Annotated in this window: 13 protein-coding genes and 1 tRNA gene; 10 read left to right on the top strand and 4 right to left on the bottom strand. The window is 64.7% G+C overall.

What is annotated here, in order from left to right; genetic code table 11:
- The first annotated feature begins 197 nt into the window (after positions 1-197).
- From ACT53K_RS12605 to ACT53K_RS12590, 4 genes are all read left to right on the top strand, one after another.
- Entirely contained in the window at positions 198-1190 is a 993-nt protein-coding gene (locus tag ACT53K_RS12605) for a glycosylasparaginase (protein WP_476229008.1), read from the top strand.
- A 48-nt stretch (positions 1191-1238) separates the two neighbouring features.
- Complete coding sequence (locus ACT53K_RS12600) at positions 1239-3977, top strand: TonB-dependent receptor (RefSeq protein WP_476229007.1); 2739 nt, start codon at positions 1239-1241, stop codon at positions 3975-3977.
- A gap of 102 nt (positions 3978-4079) precedes the next feature.
- Positions 4080-7088 carry a TonB-dependent receptor domain-containing protein gene (locus ACT53K_RS12595; RefSeq protein WP_476229006.1) on the top strand — a complete coding sequence of 1003 codons (3009 nt, stop codon included), beginning with the start codon at positions 4080-4082 and terminating at the stop codon, positions 7086-7088.
- A gap of 155 nt (positions 7089-7243) precedes the next feature.
- Positions 7244-7319 (top strand) — tRNA-Thr (locus tag ACT53K_RS12590).
- 76 nt (positions 7320-7395) lie between these two features.
- Here ACT53K_RS12590 and ACT53K_RS12585 read toward each other — a convergent pair.
- The gene (locus ACT53K_RS12585; protein WP_476229005.1) at positions 7396-10386 is read right to left on the bottom strand and encodes a TonB-dependent receptor plug domain-containing protein; all 2991 of its coding nucleotides are present in this window, start codon (positions 10384-10386) and stop codon (positions 7396-7398) included.
- Between the two features lie 357 nt (positions 10387-10743).
- On the bottom strand, positions 10744-11115 hold the full coding sequence (locus ACT53K_RS12580) for a hypothetical protein (RefSeq protein WP_476229004.1): 372 nt from the start codon (positions 11113-11115) through the stop codon (positions 10744-10746).
- A gap of 123 nt (positions 11116-11238) precedes the next feature.
- Here ACT53K_RS12580 and ACT53K_RS12575 point away from each other — a divergent pair, with 123 nt between their 5' ends.
- The 3 genes from ACT53K_RS12575 (at position 11239) to ACT53K_RS12565 (ending at position 13428) form a co-directional block, all read left to right on the top strand.
- A complete protein-coding gene (locus tag ACT53K_RS12575; RefSeq protein WP_476229003.1) occupies positions 11239-11526 on the top strand; it encodes a type II toxin-antitoxin system RelE/ParE family toxin in 288 nt (95 codons plus the stop codon).
- Positions 11526-11822 carry a HigA family addiction module antitoxin gene (locus ACT53K_RS12570; protein WP_476229001.1) on the top strand — a complete coding sequence of 99 codons (297 nt, stop codon included), beginning with the start codon at positions 11526-11528 and terminating at the stop codon, positions 11820-11822. Before ACT53K_RS12575 ends, ACT53K_RS12570 begins: the two co-directional genes overlap by 1 nt.
- Positions 11823-12117: 295 nt before the next feature.
- Positions 12118-13428: a family 1 glycosylhydrolase gene (locus tag ACT53K_RS12565; protein ID WP_476229000.1), complete on the top strand. Its 1311-nt coding sequence runs from the start codon at positions 12118-12120 to the stop codon at positions 13426-13428.
- A 69-nt stretch (positions 13429-13497) separates the two neighbouring features.
- Here the strand turns inward: ACT53K_RS12565 and ACT53K_RS12560 are convergent, their stop codons facing one another.
- On the bottom strand, positions 13498-16524 hold the full coding sequence (locus tag ACT53K_RS12560; protein WP_476228999.1) for a glycosyl hydrolase family 28-related protein: 3027 nt from the start codon (positions 16522-16524) through the stop codon (positions 13498-13500).
- Positions 16525-16640: 116 nt separating this feature from the next.
- Between ACT53K_RS12560 and ACT53K_RS12555 the strand changes: the two genes are divergently transcribed.
- The 3 genes from ACT53K_RS12555 to ACT53K_RS12545 all read left to right on the top strand — a co-directional run bounded on the left by ACT53K_RS12555 (position 16641) and on the right by ACT53K_RS12545 (position 18935).
- Positions 16641-17186: a gluconokinase gene (locus ACT53K_RS12555; protein WP_476228998.1), complete on the top strand. Its 546-nt coding sequence runs from the start codon at positions 16641-16643 to the stop codon at positions 17184-17186.
- A gap of 191 nt (positions 17187-17377) precedes the next feature.
- Complete coding sequence (locus ACT53K_RS12550) at positions 17378-17647, top strand: response regulator transcription factor (RefSeq protein ID WP_476228996.1); 270 nt, start codon at positions 17378-17380, stop codon at positions 17645-17647.
- 118 nt (positions 17648-17765) lie between these two features.
- On the top strand, positions 17766-18935 hold the full coding sequence (locus ACT53K_RS12545; RefSeq protein ID WP_476228995.1) for a hypothetical protein: 1170 nt from the start codon (positions 17766-17768) through the stop codon (positions 18933-18935).
- On the opposite strand, the gene ACT53K_RS12540 is transcribed toward ACT53K_RS12545, so the two are convergent.
- Complete coding sequence (locus tag ACT53K_RS12540) at positions 18932-20695, bottom strand: tannase/feruloyl esterase family alpha/beta hydrolase (protein ID WP_476228994.1); 1764 nt, start codon at positions 20693-20695, stop codon at positions 18932-18934. The genes ACT53K_RS12545 and ACT53K_RS12540 overlap by 4 nt on opposite strands.
- Positions 20696-20705 lie beyond the last annotated feature (10 nt).

Here is a 20705-nt window from a genome sequence, read left to right as displayed (position 1 = left end):
ATCCGGAGGGGTTTTTTGCACTTATGTTGCTGAAATGCCACCAGGCAGGAAAGACTGCCATATATGAAACCAGGTTTCATTTTTGGTATTGAATTGATGTAGGACCTATGACAGCATCCTCGACAGGCAGTGACAGAACCATGTTCACCGCCCTCGGGTCGAACGAGCGCAAACGCGCCGAATCAGGGGATGCTGCAATGAAGACGAGGCGCCGCGAAGCGCTGGTGATGGGGGTGTTGGGCACCGCTTTGGCGTCTGCACCGCGCGCCGCCGCTGCGGGCATCGACGGCGCAGCAATTGTCTCCACCTGGGATTTCGGGGCGGCCGCGAACGCAGCGGCCTATGCCCGATGGAAGCAGACCGGTTCGCTGCTCGATGCAGTAGAGGCCGGTGCCCGTGTGCCGGAGGCAGACCCCGCCAACCACTCGGTCGGCTATGGCGGCTACCCCGATCGCGATGGCCATGTGACGCTCGACGCCATCATCATGGACGATCGCGGCCATGTCGGCGCCGTCGCCGCGCTCGAAGATTTTATGCACCCGATTTCGGTCGCGCGCCGCGTGATGGAGCAGACCCCGCACACCATGCTGGTCGGCGAAGGCGCGCGCCAGTTTGCGATCGAACAGGGTTTCGAACGCACCAAATTGCTGACGCCCGAAGCCGAAGCGGCGTGGAAGAAATGGCTGAAGACCGCCAAATACCAGCCCGTCGCCAATAGCGAGAACCAGCGCGGCTCCGCGCTCGACCACGACACGATCGGCATTCTGGCACGCGACCCTGCGGGCCGGCTGGCGGGTGCCTGCACCACGTCGGGCATGGCGTTCAAGCTGCGCGGCCGCGTTGGCGATTCACCGCAATCCGGCTGCGGCCTGCTGGTCGAGGCCGGTGTCGGCGCCGCCACCGCGACAGGCGTGGGCGAGGAAGTGACGCGCATCGCCGGATCGGCCCGCGTCGTCGCATCGATGCGCGCCGGCATGTCGCCGATGGAGGCATGCCGCGAAGCCATTCTCCATATCGCCAAGCTGCGCGGCGACGCCGTCAAGGACGCGCAGGTCGCCTTTCTGGCGATCGACACACATGGTCGGGTGGGCGCCTGGGCGCTGCAACCCGGCTTCACCTTTGCCGTGACCGATCAAAGCGGCACCACGGCCATTCACGCCGCCGACAGCCTCAACAGAAGCGGCAAATAACAACCGGTCCTCGGGGATCGCACCGAAAGAGAAAGGGTGGGAATAACAATGAAGGCAATGCACCAGTCACTGCTGGGTTCGGCAGGAATGACCGCGCTGCTGACAGCTTCCGCATCGGCGCTGCTCATCGCAGCACCGGCCGCTGCGCAGACCAGCAAGGACAGCCAGGACGAAGTCGTCGTCACCGGTTTCCGCCGGTCGCTGCAGGATTCGGCCGCGACCAAGCGCAAGGCCGATGCGATCGTCGACGTGATCAGCGCCGAAGACGTGGGCAAGTTCCCCGACACGAACGTCGCTGAATCGCTGTCGCACCTGCCCGGCGTGACGGTCGACCACCAGTTCGGCGAAGGCGAGCAGGTTTCGATCGCCGGCGTGGAGCCGGCGCTGAACCGCATCCTGATCGACGGCCACTCGATCGCCTCGGCAGACTGGGGCGGTAACCCGTCCGACCGTTCGAGCCGCACCTTCAACTATGCGCTGCTGTCGCCGGAAATCATCAGCCAGGCGATTGTGTACAAGACGCCGGAAGCCCGGCTGCAGGAAGGCGCGATCGGCGGCACCGTTGACGTCGTCACCCGCAAGCCGCTGGACCTGAAGCCGAACACGATCACCGGCACCGCCGGCTACGAGTATAACGATCGTTCGGAACGCGGCAGCCCGCGCGCCTCGCTGCTCTACAGCTGGCACAACAACGACGACACGTTCGGCTTCCTGGGCTCGGTGAGCTACAACCGCGAATATCTCGCCCGCGCGGGCGTTGCGGTCTATGGCTACATGACCGGCGACACCTTCTTCCAGCACGACAATAACGGCAATGTCGTCACCGACACCAACGGCAATCCGGTTCCGCAGAACCCGAACCTGAAGGTCAACGGCGGCAGCTACAAGGATCTGCTCTCCGCTCGCCTGCCCGCATTCCTGGCGCATGAATATTTCCAGCAGACCCGTGAACGCCTGAGCTTCTCCGGCGCCACCCAGTGGAAGCCGGCGAGCAACCTGACGCTGACTGCCACCGGCCTCGTCATCCGTGGCAACTACGATAACTTCAGCAACTCGGAATTCAGCTACAATGTTCGTGGCGGGCTGGCGCAGTCGGCCACCATCAGCAACGGGCTGATCACCTCGGCCACCTATGGCCCGGGTTCGGGCAAGAACTGGACCGGCGAGCTTGACACCAACTTCCGCCGCACCCGCGTGAAGAACGACAGCGGCACGCTGGCGTGGAACTGGGATGTCAACGGCTGGAGCGTCACCGGCAACGTCGGCTGGAGCCGGGCCTCGGGCGGCAAGCAGCCGGAGTATCTGCTGAACTTCCGCACGCTGCAGGGCTTCACCGTCGGCGCCAATGGTCGCAACACGATGCTCAACTGGCAGAATCCGGCCAGCGACGGCACGCAGTGGGTCAGCACCTCGCCTGCGGAATCGAGCATGCAGACCGAGCCGGCCGTGCTGCGCGCTACCAATGGCGCGGGCTTCTACGGCGCCCAGATCGGCGGCATCACGAACGCCGACCAGACGCTCGACAAGGAGAAGTTCGGCCAGATCGACTTCAGCCGGGATGTGGCCTTCGGTCCGTTCACCAAGATCCTGTTCGGTGCCCGCTATAACGATCACCTGAACAAGCAGAGCACCTATGGCGGCGCGACCTTCACCAACAAGGCGTTCACGCTGGCGGATCTGGGTGCGTACACGCTGGCCAGCAACCTGTATGATGGCCTGTCGACCAGCGGCAACAGCACGCCCTATGCGACGCTGACCCAGCAGAACGCGATCGCCGCGCTCACTGCTGCCGGCACGCTCAATGTGACCCGCGATCTCGACACCGGATCCTATTTCAAGGTGAAGGAAAAGATCGCCACCGGCTATGTCCAGGCGAACTTCGAGTGGAACAAGTTCCGCGGCAACATCGGCGGCCGCTTCGTCCACACCGAAGACACGTCCTTCTACTATGTCCAGTCGAATGGGCAGGCCGTGCTGCAGGTCACGCCGCGCAACGACGACCGGTTCCTGCCCGCGGTGAACATCGCCTATGACGCAGGCGACAATGTCGTGATCCGCGCGGCAGCGGCGAAGGTGATCGCCCGTCCGCGGTATTCGCAGCTCGCCGGCGCACTGTCGCTGGACGACACGCAGAAGACCGGCAGCGGCGGCAACCCGGACCTGAAGCCCTATGCGGCGACCAACTTCGGTCTGTCGGCCGAGTGGTACTTCACCAAGTCGGGCTATATCTCGGGTGAAGTCTTCTACCGCGACATCTCGAACTACATCAGCAACCAGAATGTCAGCCAGACGCTGACCAACCCGCTGACGGGCCAGAGCAACACCTATGCGATCTCGACCCCGGTCAACGGCGGCGGCGCATCGGTGACCGGCTTCTCGCTGACCGCGCAGACGCCGATCGCTTACGGCTTCGGCATCCAGGCGAACTACACCTTCGCCAGCGCGGATACCGGCGTGAACGGCCAGGGCCTGCCCTATCTGTCGCGCGACACCTATAACATCGTGCCGTATTTCGAGAGCGGCCCGTTCCAGGCGCGTCTGAGCTACAACTATCGCTCGAAGTACTTCTATGTCTTCGGCCGCCTGTCGTCGGCGGACTATACCGATGCCTATCGTCAGCTCGATTTCTCCGCCTCCTACAAGGTGACGCAGAACATCTCGGTCACGGCGAGCGCATCGAACCTGCTCGACGAAACCTACTATCAGTACAGCGCGACGCCGAACGCGCCGACTGCACTGTACAAGAATGGCCGCGTCTTCGCCGCAAGCGTCAGCTTCCGGATGTAACGTGCATTCGCGACCCCGGGGCGACCGTAAATGCGGCGCCCCGGGGATCGCCGTTTCTGGAGCCCGGCGAGCCCGGCCTCCTTGTCAAAGAAGGGGAACGTGATGAAGATAATGACCAAGCTCTTGCTGGGAACAAGTTGCCTCGCCAGCATGATCGCTATGCCTGCGCTCGCACAGGATGCCGGCCAGTCCAATTCGCCCCAGTCCAACGATACCGACACAGTCATCGTCACGGGCTCACGCATCACGCGCCCCAATGCCACCGCAGCCGCTCCCATTACGTCGGTGACGTCGGAAGCGATCAAGCTGCAAGCTGCAGTCAATATTGAAGACGTACTAAATCGGCTGCCGCAGATCGCGCCGGACAGTCAGCAAAACTATCAGGATTCCGACGGTCGCCAGCGTATCAAGCTCCGCAATCTGGGCTTCGAACGCACCCTGGTGCTGGTCGACGGCAAGCGTCTCGGCACGATGAACGGCGAAGACACCGGCATGATTCCGACTGCGCTGGTCAAGCGCATCGACGTGCTGACCGGTGGCGCATCAGCCGTTTATGGCTCGGATGCTGTGGCCGGCGTCGTCAACTTCGTGATGGACCGGGATTTCACCGGCATCCGACTGGACGGCAACTACAATTTCTATGCGCATAACAACAAGCCGGGGCTCATCTCGCAGGTCGCCAGCCAATATGGCTTTGCGCAGCCGCGGCAGGGCCTCACCACGGACGGTGGTCGCTCCGATCTTGCGCTCACCGTCGGCAAGAAGATGTTCGACGACCGCCTGCACGCGCAGGCATTCGTGAATTACCGCCAGGGCGATCTGGTGCCCTATGGCGCGCGCGAAACCTCGGGCTGCCAGCTGCTGCAGAACACCAAGGACGGTCCCCTGTCCTGCAGCATTTCCACCTACACCAAGACGGGTTATGTCTCGCCGCGTTCGGGGCCGAACAGCGGCAATGCCTATGTGAACAATCCCGATGGCAGCCGCAGCTTCGTGCCCTATTCTTCCGCCGTCGCGGCGAACCCCTATGATGGCTATTCTTTCCAGCGCGCCTCGCATCGCTGGAACGCAGGTGGCTTCCTGTCGTTCGACATTTCCGATGCGGCCACGCTCTACACCGATGCGATGTGGTTCAGCGACAAGTCGGTAAATCTGTACCCGGCGCGCGTGTATAGCTCGACCGTGTATGGTTCGACGCCGTACACGGTATATTGCAACAACCCATTCATGTCCGCTTCGCAGGCCCAGACGATCTGCGGCAACGCGGCGGGAACCGCCACGGCCGTGCCGATCGAGCTGCGCTATCGCTTCTCCGGCGTGCCCGATGAGCAGGACGTGTACATCAACCAGGGCCTGCGCATCAGCAGCGGCGTGCGCGGCACCTTCGCAAAGGGCTGGAGCTACGACGTCGGCGGCGTCTATGCCCGCAACCGGCAGGACTATCGCACCGGCCTTCTCGATTTCAACCGGGTCAACAACGCGCTGAATTCGGTGCTGGTCAACGGCACGCCCGTCTGCGCTTCCGGCAGCGCCGATGGCTGCGTGCCGTTCGATCCGTTCAGCGCCTATTCCAAGACCAACAACACGACGCTCTACAATTATCTCCGCAACGGCACCTACGGCACGTCGACGACCGTCAACACGCTGTACGATGCGCTGGCGACCGTGCAGGGCGATCTGGGCACGCTCGGCATCAAGAGCCCGTTTGCAGAACAGGGCGTAGCCGTCGCCTTCAACGTGGAGTATCGCGAGGACAAGCTGAAGAGCTATGCCGACGCGATCTATCGCGACCAGAATGGCGGCAGCGACAACCAGCTTGGCCAGCATGTCTGGGAAGGCATGACCGAGCTGCAGGTGCCGATCGTCGAGCACAAGCCGTTCGCCGATCTGCTGCAGTTCAACGGCGCGTTCCGCCTGTCGAAGTACAACACCAACCCGAAGACTTTCTCTACCTGGAAGAGCGAGCTGGTCTGGGCCCCGGTGGCGGACATCACCTTCCGCGCTTCGATCAATCGCGCGCAGCGCGCGCCAACAGTGGTGGAGGCGAGCCAGGGCGCGAATATCAGCTATGGGCGTATCACCACCGCCTATAACGATCCTTGCGCGCCCACCGTCACCTACACCATCGACCCGAAGACAGGGCAGCAGGTGCCGGTCTATGGCGCGCCCCAGGCATCGCGGGCGGCCTGTAAGGCTACGGGGCTGGCGGACAATCTCTACGGCAGCCCCACGCTGATCTGCCCGACCGACGTCGGCTGCACCTATCGCAGCGGCGGCTTCACGGTGGATCCGGAAACCGCCTACACCAAGACCTTCGGGCTGGTGCTGCGGCCGCGGTTCCTGCGCGGCCTGGTGCTGTCTGCCGATCGCTATCTGATCGATCTCAACCAGTCGATCGGGTATAACGATTATTCCTACTTCTCGAATGGCTGTGCCCAGACCGGCAGCGACTTCTTCTGCAAAGCCTTCGTCCGCAATGCAGACGGCACGCTGTTCAGCAACCCGAACACCAATCCGGCGACCGGTTATGTTCGCCAGGGCACGACCAACTATTACAAGTCGAAGGCGCATGGCTGGGATTTCCAGGCACAATATGCGCTGACGCTGGGCGCGTACGGCAAGCTCGACTTCGACTTCAACGGCTCGCTGGCGACGTTCCTGGGCGGCCAGGATTCGCCGATCCTGCCGACGACGAACTGCGCGGGCGGCTATTTCGGTGGTCCCTGCGGCCAGTTGCTGCCGACCTGGTCGCACACGCTCCGCACCGGCTACACCACGCCGAACCAGAAGTTCCTGGTTTCGCTGAACTGGCGCCATCTGAGCGGTCTGACCAACGTCACCAATTCGGGCGATCCGACACTGGGAGGCACGCCGACAAACGCGCGGACCACCTTCTATCGCATCCCGGCATATGATTACTTCGATGTCGCAGTGAACTTCCGCGTCAACGAGCGTTATTCGCTGCGCCTGGCCGCGAACAACATCTTCGACCGGACGCCGCCGATCCTGGCCAACTCCTACAATTACGGTCTCTCGCGCAACAACACCCTGTCTGCGCGCTATGACTCGCTGGGTCGCCAGATCGCACTGAGCGCAACCGTGAAGTTCTGATCTTCCAGGTACCCCCAAGCACCTGCGCCCGCCTGTCCGACAGGCGGGCGCATCTTTTTGGGGCTTGGCGAATGTCCGGCGCGCCGGCCACTATCTTGACCGGCGCAACCAAACCGACCACAGGGAGCGAACGGGGTACGGCCTGATGCCGCCGTGCCGGTTTAGCTCAGCTGGTAGAGCAGCGGTTTTGTAAACCGAAGGTCGCGGGTTCGATTCCTGCAACCGGCACCATCCCCTCTCCCCTCCCGCACCGGAACGACGGGCCCGCGCGACCATTGCGGCGGTCGGCGGGCCCAGGGGGGAGCTGTCAGAAGTTAAGACGCACGCCCAGGCGGTAGGTGCGGCCGATCGTGTCATACAGCGCCGGGTTCACGTCGAGGCCGGTGTTGGTTTGCGGCGACGGCGCAGGATCGACGTTGAACAGATTGTCGACCTTGAAATAGGCCTGCACGCCGCTGGTCAGCTTGTACGATCCGCCGACATCGACATAGAAGGCGCCCGGCATGAAGTTGCGGTTGATCGTCGGGTGGTTGCCGGTCGAAGCCGGGCAATTGCTGCTGCACACGACATATTGGTTGCCGAACACGCCGTCAGAGAACCAGCGTTCCTGCACCAGCAGGCCGAACCGGTCGGTATCGTAGCTCTGCACCGCCAGCCATTTCCAGCTGGGTGTGGCACCGCTGTTGGCGCCGGCATTGTCGACCGTATCGACCCCGGCAATGCCCGCCCTGACCAGGAATTCGCTGACATGGGTGCCCAGCGCCCGTACGGTGAAATTGCCCGGCAGCCCCAGCGGGCGACGCCATTGATAGCTGGCCTCGATATCGAAACCGCTCGTCTTCCACGAGGCGAGGTTGAACGGCTGCACGTTGATATAATTGCCGCCCTGCACCGGGCTGTTGAGCACGAAGCCGCCGCAGAACGCCTGGTTGCCCTCGAAGCAGAAGCGGACGATCTGGTCGGCCGACAGGGTGGAGACGACGCCGCTCAGCTTGATCGTGTAATAGTCGAACGACAGGCTCAGCCCCGGCAGCCAGGACGGATTGGCGAGCGTGATGCCCAGTTCGGTGTTGCGTGCGATTTCCGGCTTCAAATTGGGGTTGCCCACCGTGTTCTGGAACGCCTGGACCGCGCCGGCCGGCGGGAACGGATTGGCGAAGTTGGGCAGCGTCGTCACGGTCGGTGCGGCGAACAGTTCGGACAGGTTCGGCGCACGCACGTCGCGGGAGGTGACGCCGCGCAGGCGGATGCCCTGGATCGGCGTTTCCCAGGTGCCGCCGATCTTCCACGCCCAGACCGAGCCCGACGTGCTGTAATGCGTGTAGCGCGCCGCCGTGTTCAGGTTCGCCTTGCCGATGCCCTGACTGTCGAACAGCGGCAGGTTGATTTCGGCAAAGCCTTCCCAGACATGATATTTGCCGCCGCCATTCTTGTAGTTGCCGGCCGCCCAGTTGCTGCCCAGTGACGCATTGAGCAGCGGATCGGCGGGGTAGGCGGTGCTGTTCGGGCTGACGCTGCTCACGCCGGCGCCATAAGGATCGGCATTCACGCGGTAGAATTCGCGGCGATATTCGCCGCCGAACGCCAGCGTCAGCGGCCCCGCCCACAGATCGAGCAGATTGCCCGAGAAGTTGAGGCTGGCGACATCCTGCGTCAGCTTGGTGTGCTGGAACGGGCCGTTGGCGGGCGTGACATAGGCAAGCGCCGAAGACGAAGGCGCGAAGCCGCCGAAGATGTTGATCGGCTGGCACCCCGCCGCCCGCGCCGCCGGATCGGCACAGACGATCGCGCCGTTGAGCAGAATGGCGTTGGTCGCCGCGACATAGCGGTTCTGCAGCACGATATCATGGACGTTGATGTCCGAGATGGTGACGCCATGCTCGTAATAGGCGTCGTAATTCCAGTCGCGGCCCGCCACGCCGAACCGCCCCTTGGCGCCGATCACGCCGCGATACTGGCGGCGGTCGGTATAGACCTGCGGGTCGGGAAAGGCGCCGTTGCTGGTACCGAAGTTGAACGAGGTGATGCCCGCCACCGTGCACTGGTCACGCACCGACTGCGGCAGATAGGGATTGGCGCACTGCACGGTCAGGTTCGGGCGGTTATAGCCGGGGCTCGGCTGGTTGTTGGTCTTGACCTGGCCGATATTGAGCGTGCCGTAGATCTCGTTGTTCGGCGCGAAATCATAGCCGATCCGGGTGAAGCCCACGACGCGCTGCAACCGCGAGACGAGCGACGCGCCCGAGCCCGGCGCACCGCTCAGATCGCCGCCGACGCAGAAGCTGTTGCCCGTATAGCAGTTGCTCACCCGGCCATTGCCGAGCGGCTGGCCGTTCGAGCCGTAGTTGAAGTTATACGGCCGGCCATTCACGTCGAACGCAATGCCCTGCAACGGGCCGTTGTTGATCAGGCCGTAGCGGGCATATTGATAGGGCTGGGCATAATCGCTGTAGACGAACTGCGGCGAGCCGTTGTTGGTCTGGCCGGTGTTGAGCAGCGTGGTCGCCTTGTACCAGTTGCGGCTGCGGGCCAGATCGGTGCCGAAATCGCCGGGGCCGACCCCGTCGTCATGGGCATATTCCCCGCTGGCGATAACATGCAGCTTGTCGTCGAACAGCGACTTGCCCCAGGCGGCCTGGGCAAGCACCTGCTTGTTGTCGCCATAGGTGGTGATGCCGCCCTGCAGATTCGCCTTGAAGCCGGTGAAATGCGTGTCGGTGATGAAGTTCACCACGCCGCCCACCGCGTCCGAACCGTAAGAGGCCGACGCGCCGCCATTCACCACATCGACGCGCCGTACGAGCAATTGCGGGAACAGGCTGATGTCCGGCACGCCGGTGACATTGGCGGCGGCAACGCGCTGGCCGTCGAGCAGCGTCAGCGTGCGGATCGGCTGGAGACCGCGCAGCGAGAAGGAACTGAGCCCCTGCTGGCCGCTGGAGGTACTGAACGTGCCGGTGGCCGCGCCGGTCGAGCCCTGGAGCGACGGCAACTGCGCGATGGTGTTGAACAGGTTGGGCTGCGCATTGGCCGCGATCTGCTGCTCGCCGATCACCGTGGTAGGCGTCGGCGCGGTGAAGCCGCTGGCGATAATGCGCGAACCGGTGACGATGATCTCGGCATTCTGCTCCGCACTACCCGCCTGATCGCCGTTCTGGGCGGAGGCCGGAGCCTGTTGCGGCACTTCGGCAGGCGCAGGCGCCGTCTGGGCGGCAGCCGTGCCGGCAAACCCCATCGCCGCCAGGGCGAACAGGCTGCCCCCGTGGCGCGACAGATATGGTGCGGAAATTCCCCTCATGCGTCCAACCTCTCCGAAAAATCCGGCCGTTTACCGACCGTTGGCGATGCTGGTCCGACGCTAGCCCGCAGGCGATCCGCCCGCACGTAAGACATAGGTGGTAGGCGGGAAGATCGGGGCGTTTGATGCCGCTTGCGAACGCTGCCAGATCCCACGCCGCCCCCGGTGCGGGCGCTGTTTCGAAACCTGCATGGGGTGCGAAGTTTAGGAAGTTCAGGCTCACGCGCGCATGTGCGCGAGGCAACCGGGTTGTTGATCCGACAGGTTCAAAGAGCGGCGCCTTGCGGGGGACGAGACGAACATATGGGGAACTATTTGGGGTGAGCAAGGGGTTCGCGGAGCGTCCGAAGTTGGTGGTCAGCGGACGTTCGGCTCGACTACCAGCACTTCAAATCTTTCGACCTGCGTCGAAACCATCGCTTTAGCGAGTTCCCGATCGCGATAGCCCGGCTGAACAATCAGCCACTCGACAAACTTGTCTCTACCAGCCGCTTCGAGAGGAAACATGCCAGCGGGCTCGGCGTCGTTTGAGTACAGCAGGAAGACAACGTCTGCACCCCAAGGACCACTATCATCCGTGGCGACTACAACCCGGCGCAGATCACAAACGGGCAGCTTTCGTTCATCACCCTGACCGTCGCTGGTCACGATGTCGCCCCCGACAAAACCAACAGTCCACAGCGTCAGCGGGGAAGTTCCCACGAGCTTTTTGAGCAACCAGCCGAACATGATCTGGGAAGTACACCGTATCTGGCATGTCCGCTATTGGGGCGGGAGCAGACGTCGCAATACCTTGTCAAAAATGTCAATCGTCACTTGACACATGACACTGGGTGCCGGTATCAAGGCCACATGGAAATCGGCTCGATCCGCCACAAGGCGCTTCGTAGTTTCGCAGAGACAGGCAAGAGCAAGGGGCTTCCCGGCAATCTCGTTGAACGCCTGCGCAACATGCTGGCCTATATCGTTGCCATTGCGGCGGAAGATGAATTGACGACTCCACCGAACTACGGCGCCCACAAACTCGCCGGAGATCGCGCGGGGACATGGTCGCTTACGGTAACGAAAAACTGGCGTCTCACCTTCCGCATCGGCGAGACGGGCGAGATCGAGGATATGGACCTGGAGGATTATCACTGATGGCTATCAAGCTTCACCCTTCGCTTGCGGTCCATCCCGGGCGCTGGCTGGCGGCCGAACTGGTGGCGCCGGCTGCGCTGTCCGTCACCGATCTGGCGACCCGGCTGGGCGTATCGCGACAGGCGGTGAGCAAGCTGCTCAACGGCGGTGCGGGCATCAGCGCGGAAATGGCGATCCGCTTCGAAAAGCTGTTCGGCGTGAGCGCCGATACGCTGGTGCGGATGCAGGCCGCGCACGATCTGGCGCAGGCACGCGCGCATGCGGCGGATATTCGGGTCACGCCGCTGGCGGCTTGAGGTTGCGCGCGGGTCCGCGCGGAAGGCGATCGGTTCAGAGGCCACTGCCCGACTCTTTCGCTCCCCTCCCTGCTTGCAGGGAGGGGCTGGGGGTGGGTGCGAGGGCGCAAGCCCGAGCGGCGCCGGTGCAGCTATAGGCGCCGGCCGGGGCATCGAGTCCCGGCCATCGCCAGACCCACCCGCGTGCGCGCCACCTCTAAAGGCAGGCATAGTGAAGGGGCCAATGATCGATCGCGATTGACAGGCATCTCCCAGACGCCGAAAATAGGACGCCCATTCCAATTAAGGCTCGATTATGCTGGATCGCCGGTCCTTCCTTACGTCAGCGGTTGCGATTAGCGCCGCACCGAGCCTGGCGCTGTCGCGATCCCGGAGTTTTCCGGAAGGCTTCCTGTGGGGTGCAGCAACCGCAGCCCATCAGGTGGAGGGGAACAACGTCAACAGCGACGTGTGGGCGTTGGAGCATGCTACCCCGACGGTCTATGCCGAACCCTCAGGCGACGCCGCCAACAGCTTCGATCTGTGGCCAACGGACCTTGATCTGGCGCGATCCATGGGCCTGAATAGCTATCGCTTCAGTCTTGAATGGTCGCGCATCGAGCCTGCACCCGGGCAATTCTCCGTCGCAATGCTCGATCACTACAAGGCCATGGTCGAGGGATGCCGCGCACGCGGCCTAACTCCCATCGTGACGTTCAACCATTTCACGACGCCGCGTTGGTTTGCCGCGGCGGGTGGCTGGCATCAAGCGGACGCACCCGCACTGTTTGCCCGCTTCTGTGACCGGTCCGCGCGCCATCTCGCTGCGCACATCGGTTATGCGACAACGCTGAACGAACCGAACCTCAGCGGCCTGCTCGACATCGTCCTGCCGGCGAATATCGGCAAGCAGCTTCTTGATCGCGATCGGGCAATGGCGGAAGCTGGCGCGAAGGCAAACGGCGTGCCGCTCTTCTCTGCCGGTAATGCCCTTTGGATCGCCGAGCCGGAGAAGGTGCAGCGCAATCTTCTGGCCGCACATCAGGCTGGCAAGCAGGCAATCAAAGCCGTTCGTCCTGATCTGCCGGTGGGCGTGAGCCTCGCTATTATTGACGATCAGGAAGCTGGCCCTGGCTCGATCCGAGACGCCATGCGAACAAGGCTCTATGGTCGGTGGCTCGCTGCCGCCCGTGACGACGATTTCGTTGGCGTGCAGAACTACACGCGATCGATCTGGGATTCGAAGGGGCGGCTTCCGGTACCGCAAGGTGCACCGGTCAACGACAGCGGCGAAGAAGTCTATCCTGCTTCCCTGGCGAACGCGGTACGCTACGCGCACCAGGCAAGCGGCGTGCCCGTGATTGTGACCGAGCACGGGGTGAACGCAGCCGATGATCGTATCCGCGCTGCATTGATTCCTGCCGCGCTTGCCGAACTAAAGGCCGCAATCGATGACGGGGTACCGGTCAAAGGCTACTGCCATTGGTCCTTGATCGACAATTACGAGTGGGTGTTCGGATATAAACCGAAGTTTGGCCTGCATGCGTTCGACCGCACGACATTTGCGCGCACAGCGAAGCCGAGTGCCGCCGTATATGGCAGGATTGCGCGCAGCAACGCGCTTTGAAGCGCGCTTGCGGCGACCGACTGGCCAATCGTCCGCTGCGTCAAAGCGAAGGCTGCCTCCTGACGCCCCCTACGGCCGCGCCGCATACAGCGCGTGGTGCGTCAGGATGAACAGCGTCCGCCCGTCGCGGCCGCCGAACAGGATTTGGAGCGGCCGGTCCGGCACGTCGATGCGGCCGGCTTCCTTGCCGTCGGCCGTGTAGACGAACACCTGCCCGTTCGCGACATAGACGCGGCCGTCGCTGGCCACTGCCACGCTCTCGCCGCCGCGATTGGCGAAGGGCTTCAGGTCCACCAGCGTGCCCGCCGGTCCCACTGTGGCGCGATAGGTGACGTTCTCCGATCCGTTGGTGACGAACAGCCGCTCGCCCGGCCGTGCGCCGACCAGGCCGTTGGCGTTGAGCGCGTGCGACCAGCGCCAGCCGACATGGTCAGTCGGCCCCTGCTGCCACACCCGGAATTCGGGCAAGGCGATGCTGCCGTCCGGGGAGACATATTCGCGCGGCTTGGGAGCGCTCGCCTCCGCGGCGAACAGATCGGCCATCGTGTGGAAAACATAGCTGTTCTGGTCGAGCTGGTCGCGGAATTCGCCGTTCGCCCACCAGTTGACCGGCAGCAGCGTGATCCGCTTCTCCCCGCCCGCCGCCGGTGTGGGCTCGATGCGCGTCAGCTGGTCGCGCGGGCCGTCGGGGTCGATCGAATAGACGGCGCCCTTCGGACCCAGCGACGACAGCACCAGCAGATGGCCCGAGGCATCGACGGCGAGATTGACCGGATCGAGCGCCTGATCGCGGATCACCTCCAGCCCCTTCGCCTCGCTCCAGCGCTGGATGCGCTGGAAGCGCCGGTCGATGAAATAGAGGCGCCCCTGCCCGTCCACCGCCGCGCCGGAGATTGAATAGAAGCCGTCTTCCAGCTTCTCGACCCGGCCGGTCAGCGGCTTCTCCGCCACCTGCCGCTCGACCGCGCCGATATCGAGATGGGCAAATTCGCGCTCGCGCACCAGTCGCTTGCCGGTGACATCCTGCATTGCGTTCTCGAACGGATATTTGCTGACGCGCAGGAAGGTGCCGCAGCCTTCGTCATCGCAGCTCGCAAAGCCGCTTTCGGCATTCACATGCACGTTGCGGAAGCGGATGTCGGAGGCATTGAACAGGCGCACCGCCGCCAGCGCCGGATGATAGCTGCGGGTGACACGATAGCCATGGTAGTTGGCGAACAACAAGTTGCGCGAATTGCGGATTTCCAGCGAGACGGCGTCGGGCCCGTCGCCCACTTCCTGCTCGGTCTGCGGCGCCAGAAACTCCCAGTTCTCGACATTGTCGAGCACGAATTCGTTGCGGACATGGTGCTCGACCGACATTTCGTACACATGGCCGGGCGTGCTGGTGTTGGTGACGTAGAAGCCGGCCTGGGCGAAGGTGTTCGGGCTCCAGACATCGGTGAAGGTGCCGCCGCCGCCATCCGTCACCCAGATGCTCGGATATTGCGCATCCCAGCGGCCGTCCGCCACCGGATCGCCGCTGCGCGCCTGCAACGTGCCGAGCGGTTTGCCATCCACGGTCGGGGTGCCGCCGCCGCCCATGATCTTCACGTCATGGACCAGGCTGTGCTCGCCCGACCGCCAGAGCAGTGCCGAGGCGCGCGGGTTCACGCGGCCGGTGAACAGGCCAAGCCCGGACAGGATATTGTCGCCGCCCTTGGGCGTCTCGAGGATCGGGATCACCGTGCCCAGCCCGGCATGGGCGGGGTTCGCATCAGGCAGGACGAACTGGGTAATCGCAGGGTGCAGGCCGATCAGCACGCTGTCGGCGCGCAGGCGTAACCGGTCGGTGACTTTGTAGAAGCCGATCGGGAAATAGAGCACGCGATGCGCGTCGATCGCCTTCTGGATTGCGGTGGTGTCGTCGGCCTTGCCGTCTCCGGCGACGCCCAGGCTGCGGACGTTCACCCACTCGGCCATGGGCGGCAGCGCGCGTACGGCCGGCGCGCGAGCGGCGGGCAGCGCCGCGAGCGGCTGGATGTCCGCCTGTGTGCGGTAGGTGCCCATTTCGCCGGGCCTGGGCACCGCCAGCCCATAGGAGAAGGCCGTGACGCGATAGGCCCTGCCCTTCCCCGGCACCGTCTTGCCGCTGTCGCGGAAGCGGGCGAATACCGGGCTGTCGATCGCCACCGCATTGTCGAAGCCGATCTGGGTGAAGACATTGTTCTCGTTGGAGATGACGACACCGGCCTTCGTCACCCGCTCGAACCGGACATCCTTGCCCCACAGCGAATCCGAATAGCCGCGGTCGATCTCGATCCCCACCGGCGTGTCGCGGATCGCGACATTGACCAGCGTAAGGTCCACTTCATGCTCGCGGATCGCCGCGTCGCGCTGGCCGTCGAAGCTGGAGTCGATCAGCGTGAACTGCCAGGCGGGCGAGGTCTTTTCGGTGACGATGCCGTAGCGGCCGCCCTTGAAATGGACCTTCTCCATGACATTGCCGGCCTGATAGACACCGGCAAAGGCGGTGCCGAGGCGGAACTCCATGTGGCTGAGAAATGCGTGCTGCGCCATGCGGAAGCGCACGCCCGCCGCGGCGGGATTGCCGGCGCCGATCTCGATATCGATATTGCTCATCGACGAATAGAAGGTGCCCGAATTGGCATCGCGCACGATCCCGTCGCGCGGCACTATGGTCGGCACGGGCACGGGCACCTTGCCGACGGCATATTGGTCGTCGCCGGCGAACACGATCATCGTCGAGACGCCTTGCTGGAACCCGGGCGTGTTCGCCCCCAGCATAATGACCGGCCGCGTCGGCCCCACGCCGTAGATGCGCACCCCCGCCGGCACCACCAGCGTGCGGGTGATGCGGTAGCGACCCGAGGGCAGAAAGACGATGCCGTGCCGGGTGGCGTCGCGCGCATCATCCAGCGCGTGCTGCAAGGCGGCGGTGTCGTCGGCGCGGCCGTCGCCCCTGGCCTTCACTGTCACCGCGCGCGGTTCGTCCGGGGCGCGCGGGAAGATCGATTCCTGCTGGGCATGCGCCTGCCCCGGCGCGGCGAGGGCGGTGGCGACAAGCAGGCCGGCCATCATGCAGCGCATATCCATATCCGGGAACTCCGCGTTAAGCCTTGATACCATTGGCTAACCCTGCGCGAAGCGGCCCGCATCTGCGACCAAGGTCGTAATTTGCAGCGCGTGCTCCGCCCCCCAGAATCCAGGCCATGCCCGACTCACCCGCTGCTGCACTCCCCCTTCCCCTTGGTGCAGTGGTGGTGATGGGCGTCAGCGGTTGCGGCAAGTCGACACTCGGCGCCTTGCTAGCCGAAGCGCTGGGCTGCCCGTTTCTGGAAGGCGACGCATTCCACGCGCCTGCCGCCGTCGCCAAAATGCAGAACGGGCAGCCGCTTACCGACGCAGATCGCTGGCCCTGGCTGGAGCGGGTGGCGCAGGCGGCGGCGGGCTCGATCTCGACACACGGCGCGGCGGTCGTCGCCTGCTCGGCGCTGCGGCGGACATATCGTGACCGGCTGCGCAACGGCATCGGCGGGAAGGTGCAATTCGTGCTGCTCGATGCCAGCCGGGAACATCTGCTCGCCCGCATGGCCGCGCGGACGGACCATTTCATGCCGGCGAGCCTGCTCGACAGCCAGCTCGCAACGCTCGAGCGACCCGGGCCGGGCGAAGCGGTGCTGACACTGCACACCCAGGCGGCGCCAGCCGAACTGCGCACGCAGGTTCTTGCGCATCTGCACCGCGCGCGCGCCTGAGCCGCACACCAAATCTGTCGGACACCTTCTCGGCATAGCGGTACACCACGCACTCATAATCGATCCAAAATCGCCGAACCGTGCCGATTGCGCTTGAATCTGTCCTACAACTCCCGCTACGTTAACGTTAACGACTCTGGGAAGCTGGGCGTCACGCCCCGGCTCGCAAGAGTCGAAATGGGAGAGAGGCGATGCACGTGGCAACCGAGCTGCAACTAAATCCCCGCCGTCGGGACGATGTCGACCATGGCGCCAACACCCCGCCCCGCCTGACACCAACACAATTGGAAGTGCTGCGCCACGTCCACTCAGGCCTGCTCAACAAGCAGATCGCGCACGAACTTGGCATCGCCGAAGCGACGGTGAAGGTTCACATGACCGCGCTGATGCGCAAGTTGAACGTGCGAAACCGCACCCAGGCGGCGATCGTCGCCAGCCAATATGGCTGGGCACTGCGCTAGGCGATCACCAGCGGTTCGGGCGGCGCGGCGCACCAGCCAAAGGTTTGACCCGATTGCCATGCTATGCGACATCTTGCCGTGGACCGCTCGCCAGTAGCGGCCGAGGGGAGGATGCGGCATGTCACCCAAGCTGCAGCAGGCAACCGGCATCTATCTGCAGCCTTCCGGCAAGCTCGCCTTGCAATTGGCCGACCGGCTGGAGGGATTGCTCGTCAAACAGGGCTGGCCCGGCGGGCAGATGCTGGGGCCGGAGACCAGCCTGGGCCAGATGCTGCACGCCAGCCCCCGCGCAACCCGCCAGGCGATCCGCATTCTGGAATCGCGCCAGCTGCTGAAGAGCCGGCGCGGATGCGGTGGCGGGCTTGTCGTGGCGGAGCCTTCGCTGAAGGAAACCGGCGAATTGATGGCGCTGCATCTGCTCGCACGCGGCACCGCGCCGGAAGACATTGCGGAGGCCCGCCGGCTGCTACTCGCCCATCCCGGCGAGCGCGATGCGGATAGCGAAGGCGTGCTGGCGCTGACGCTGGGCCTACTCGATCACGTCCATGCAGCGGCAAGTGCCGCACACCGGCGCATCGTCATCGAAGGCGGCACGTCGACGCGCGCGATCGCGATCGTCCAGCAGCTGCTGCGCACCGGCATCGCGGGCGAACGGTCGATCGGCACGATCGAGCAGCTCTGCGATCATTATGGCGCCTCCCGGCCTGTGATCGTGCAAGCGCTACGGATTCTCGAGGATCTCGGCTTCGGGGCGCCCGCACGCGGGCGCCAGGGAGGCTTTCGCCTGAGCACGCCGTCGATCGGCGCGCTGGTGCGCAGCACCCACAGCCATTTCGTCGCCCAGCGGCTCGATCTGGTTCGGTGTGCAGCCATCATCTCGCGGATCAACGACATCCATGCCGAACGCGCAGCGATGATCGCGGAGCGCCCGCTCCACCTGCGCACGATGGCGGGGCGGTTCCAGCTCGAGACCATGATGGCCGGCGACGTATCGGCGCAGATCGCACTGCTGCGCGAAGTGGCCACCCTCGCCGACAACCAGACGCTGCACCTGCTGGTGCGCTGCTTCTGGTTCTATTCGTACGAAACGCAGCTACGCGCCGAACCGCTGCGATCCCGCCCGGAGCACCGCTACGCCGCCCCGATCGTCGCGGCCACGCACGCCATGGCGGAAGGCGTGGTCCGCGGCGACCCCGAAGCGGCGGGCGCGGCGATGCGGCAATGTGGCACGCACCTCCTCGCCCTCACCCGCTCGATCCGCGCGCAGATCGAGGCCGCCCGCTGCTAGTTGCGGTTGCCCGGCGCGCGGCAGACGAAATTCTCGGCCTTCTCCACGTCACCCTCGCCCTTGTACCAGGCCACTTCCGGATAGGGGCATAGCGGGCGCGAGCGGCCCGGCCAGGGCGACATCGGCCCGGCCGAAGCGAGGATCTGGCCCGGCGCCTTGCCCTTTTCGACCCAGTCGACCAGCGCCGCGAAGGCATCATATTGGTCGGTCGAAGGGCCGCCGGCGCAATGGCCCATGCCCGGCACCGGGAAGACGCGCACCGTCTGCGCTGCCTGTCCGCCCATCCGGGCGTTCACCGCACGCCACCAGTCGATCGTGTCCTCGATCGAAAAGACCGGATCGGATACGCCATGCGGCACGATCAGCTTGCCGCCGCGCGCCCGGAATGCCGCAAGATCGGGCGAACGCGCGCCAACATCGGCCCATGCCGCATTGGGAAAACCCGGCGCCGTGGCATAGATTTTGGCGGCGTCGCGATCGAAATCGAAGCCCATCGAAAAGGCCAGCGCCCCGTCTAGCCCCGGTGCCGGCATGGACGGCGGCGTGGTAAACACCATCGCGAGCGAATTGGCGCCAAGCGCGACGTTCAGCGCCGGTATCCGGCCGTCGGCGCTACCCATCTTCCAGATACGCCAGCCAAAGTCGGACCAGCCGGCATCCCAGGGGAATTCGGCATAGAGCGCCTTGCCCTTGCTGTCGCGCGGACCGTCATGCACCCGGACCAGCGCATCGATCTGGGCCGGCGTGAGACAGCCATCCTGCTTGCCGCCCTTGCACGTAACTGCGCGCAACGCCGGAACCACCCGTGCGCTGGTGCAGGCGCCGAAATTGCTGACCAGCCCGTCGGCAACGCCGTCCGCTGCGTCGCAACTGTCGAGGACCGTCTTGCGCACCAGCTTAAGGTCGCTGTCGCTGAAACTGGCGGCAAGCGTCGCCATGGTCAGCGGCTTTGCCGCCGCGCTCGCGAAGGCCTGGGTGTCCCACGCCTCCGTCACCGCCGCGCGCGGCAGCGACATGCCCGGGGCGGCGGCGACGATGCCGTCGAACAGGCCCGGATAGCGCTGCGCCAGCATCATCCCTTCCTGTCCGCCCTTCGAGCAGCCGACGAAATAGCTGCGCGTCGGCGCCGCGCCGTAGAATTGGCCGATCAGCGCCTTGGCCGCTGCCACCGAAAGCGGCAGCGAGGCATTGCCGTAATTGGCGCGGGCCTGCGCATCGAACCCGAATGCCGTCATCCCGCCCTTTGCGGGGGCGGCATTGGTGGCATTGTCATGCCCCGAATCCTGCGAGAGCACCGCATAGCCTTGCACCAGCGCCGATCCGTTCGGCCCCGTGCGCCCCAGCGCGTCGCCAAGGTCGCCATTGCTGCCGCCGCCGCCCTGCATGAAGAACCGCCCGTTCCAGTCGGCCGGCAAGCGCAGATGGAAGCGGATCGCATAATGCTGGCCGTCAGCGCCGATCCGCTCCTGCAGCATCCCGATCACTTCGCAATGCGCCGGTGCCGCCACCGGTGCGGGCGGCGGACCGCCCGGCCCGGGGGGAACGGCGATCGGCCCCGCAGGGTTGAACCTGGCGGATACGATATGTGCGCCGCCGCCCGTTGCCTGGGCGAGCGCCGTGCACCGCGCCTCGGCATCCGCGAGCAGTGCCCCGTGCGCCGGCGCCGCGGGCCAGGGCGCCGCTACCGCTGGCGCATGGCTGCCGACCGGCATCCACAGCGTGCCCAGCGCAACCGAACTCAGCAACGCAGCATATCGCATCCGTCTGCCC

This window comes from Sphingomonas sp. DMC8 (assembly GCF_056314185.1).
This window is presented reverse-complemented; position numbering and strand designations above follow the sequence as displayed.

What these genes read in the sequence shown, in the direction of transcription:
- ACT53K_RS12585 (WP_476229005.1), bottom strand. Translation starts at nt 10,386, where the DNA reads ATGAGGGGAATTTCCGCACCATATCTGTCGCGCCACGGGGGCAGCCTG.
- ACT53K_RS12580 (WP_476229004.1), bottom strand. Translation starts at nt 11,115, where the DNA reads ATGTTCGGCTGGTTGCTCAAAAAGCTCGTGGGAACTTCCCCGCTGACG.
- ACT53K_RS12565 (WP_476229000.1), top strand. Translation starts at nt 12,118, where the DNA reads ATGCTGGATCGCCGGTCCTTCCTTACGTCAGCGGTTGCGATTAGCGCC.
- ACT53K_RS12595 (WP_476229006.1), top strand. Translation starts at nt 4,080, where the DNA reads ATGAAGATAATGACCAAGCTCTTGCTGGGAACAAGTTGCCTCGCCAGC.
- ACT53K_RS12550 (WP_476228996.1), top strand. Translation starts at nt 17,378, where the DNA reads ATGCACGTGGCAACCGAGCTGCAACTAAATCCCCGCCGTCGGGACGAT.
- ACT53K_RS12540 (WP_476228994.1), bottom strand. Translation starts at nt 20,695, where the DNA reads ATGCGATATGCTGCGTTGCTGAGTTCGGTTGCGCTGGGCACGCTGTGG.
- ACT53K_RS12605 (WP_476229008.1), top strand. Translation starts at nt 198, where the DNA reads ATGAAGACGAGGCGCCGCGAAGCGCTGGTGATGGGGGTGTTGGGCACC.
- ACT53K_RS12570 (WP_476229001.1), top strand. Translation starts at nt 11,526, where the DNA reads ATGGCTATCAAGCTTCACCCTTCGCTTGCGGTCCATCCCGGGCGCTGG.
- ACT53K_RS12545 (WP_476228995.1), top strand. Translation starts at nt 17,766, where the DNA reads ATGTCACCCAAGCTGCAGCAGGCAACCGGCATCTATCTGCAGCCTTCC.
- ACT53K_RS12560 (WP_476228999.1), bottom strand. Translation starts at nt 16,524, where the DNA reads ATGGATATGCGCTGCATGATGGCCGGCCTGCTTGTCGCCACCGCCCTC.
- ACT53K_RS12600 (WP_476229007.1), top strand. Translation starts at nt 1,239, where the DNA reads ATGAAGGCAATGCACCAGTCACTGCTGGGTTCGGCAGGAATGACCGCG.
- ACT53K_RS12555 (WP_476228998.1), top strand. Translation starts at nt 16,641, where the DNA reads ATGCCCGACTCACCCGCTGCTGCACTCCCCCTTCCCCTTGGTGCAGTG.
- ACT53K_RS12575 (WP_476229003.1), top strand. Translation starts at nt 11,239, where the DNA reads ATGGAAATCGGCTCGATCCGCCACAAGGCGCTTCGTAGTTTCGCAGAG.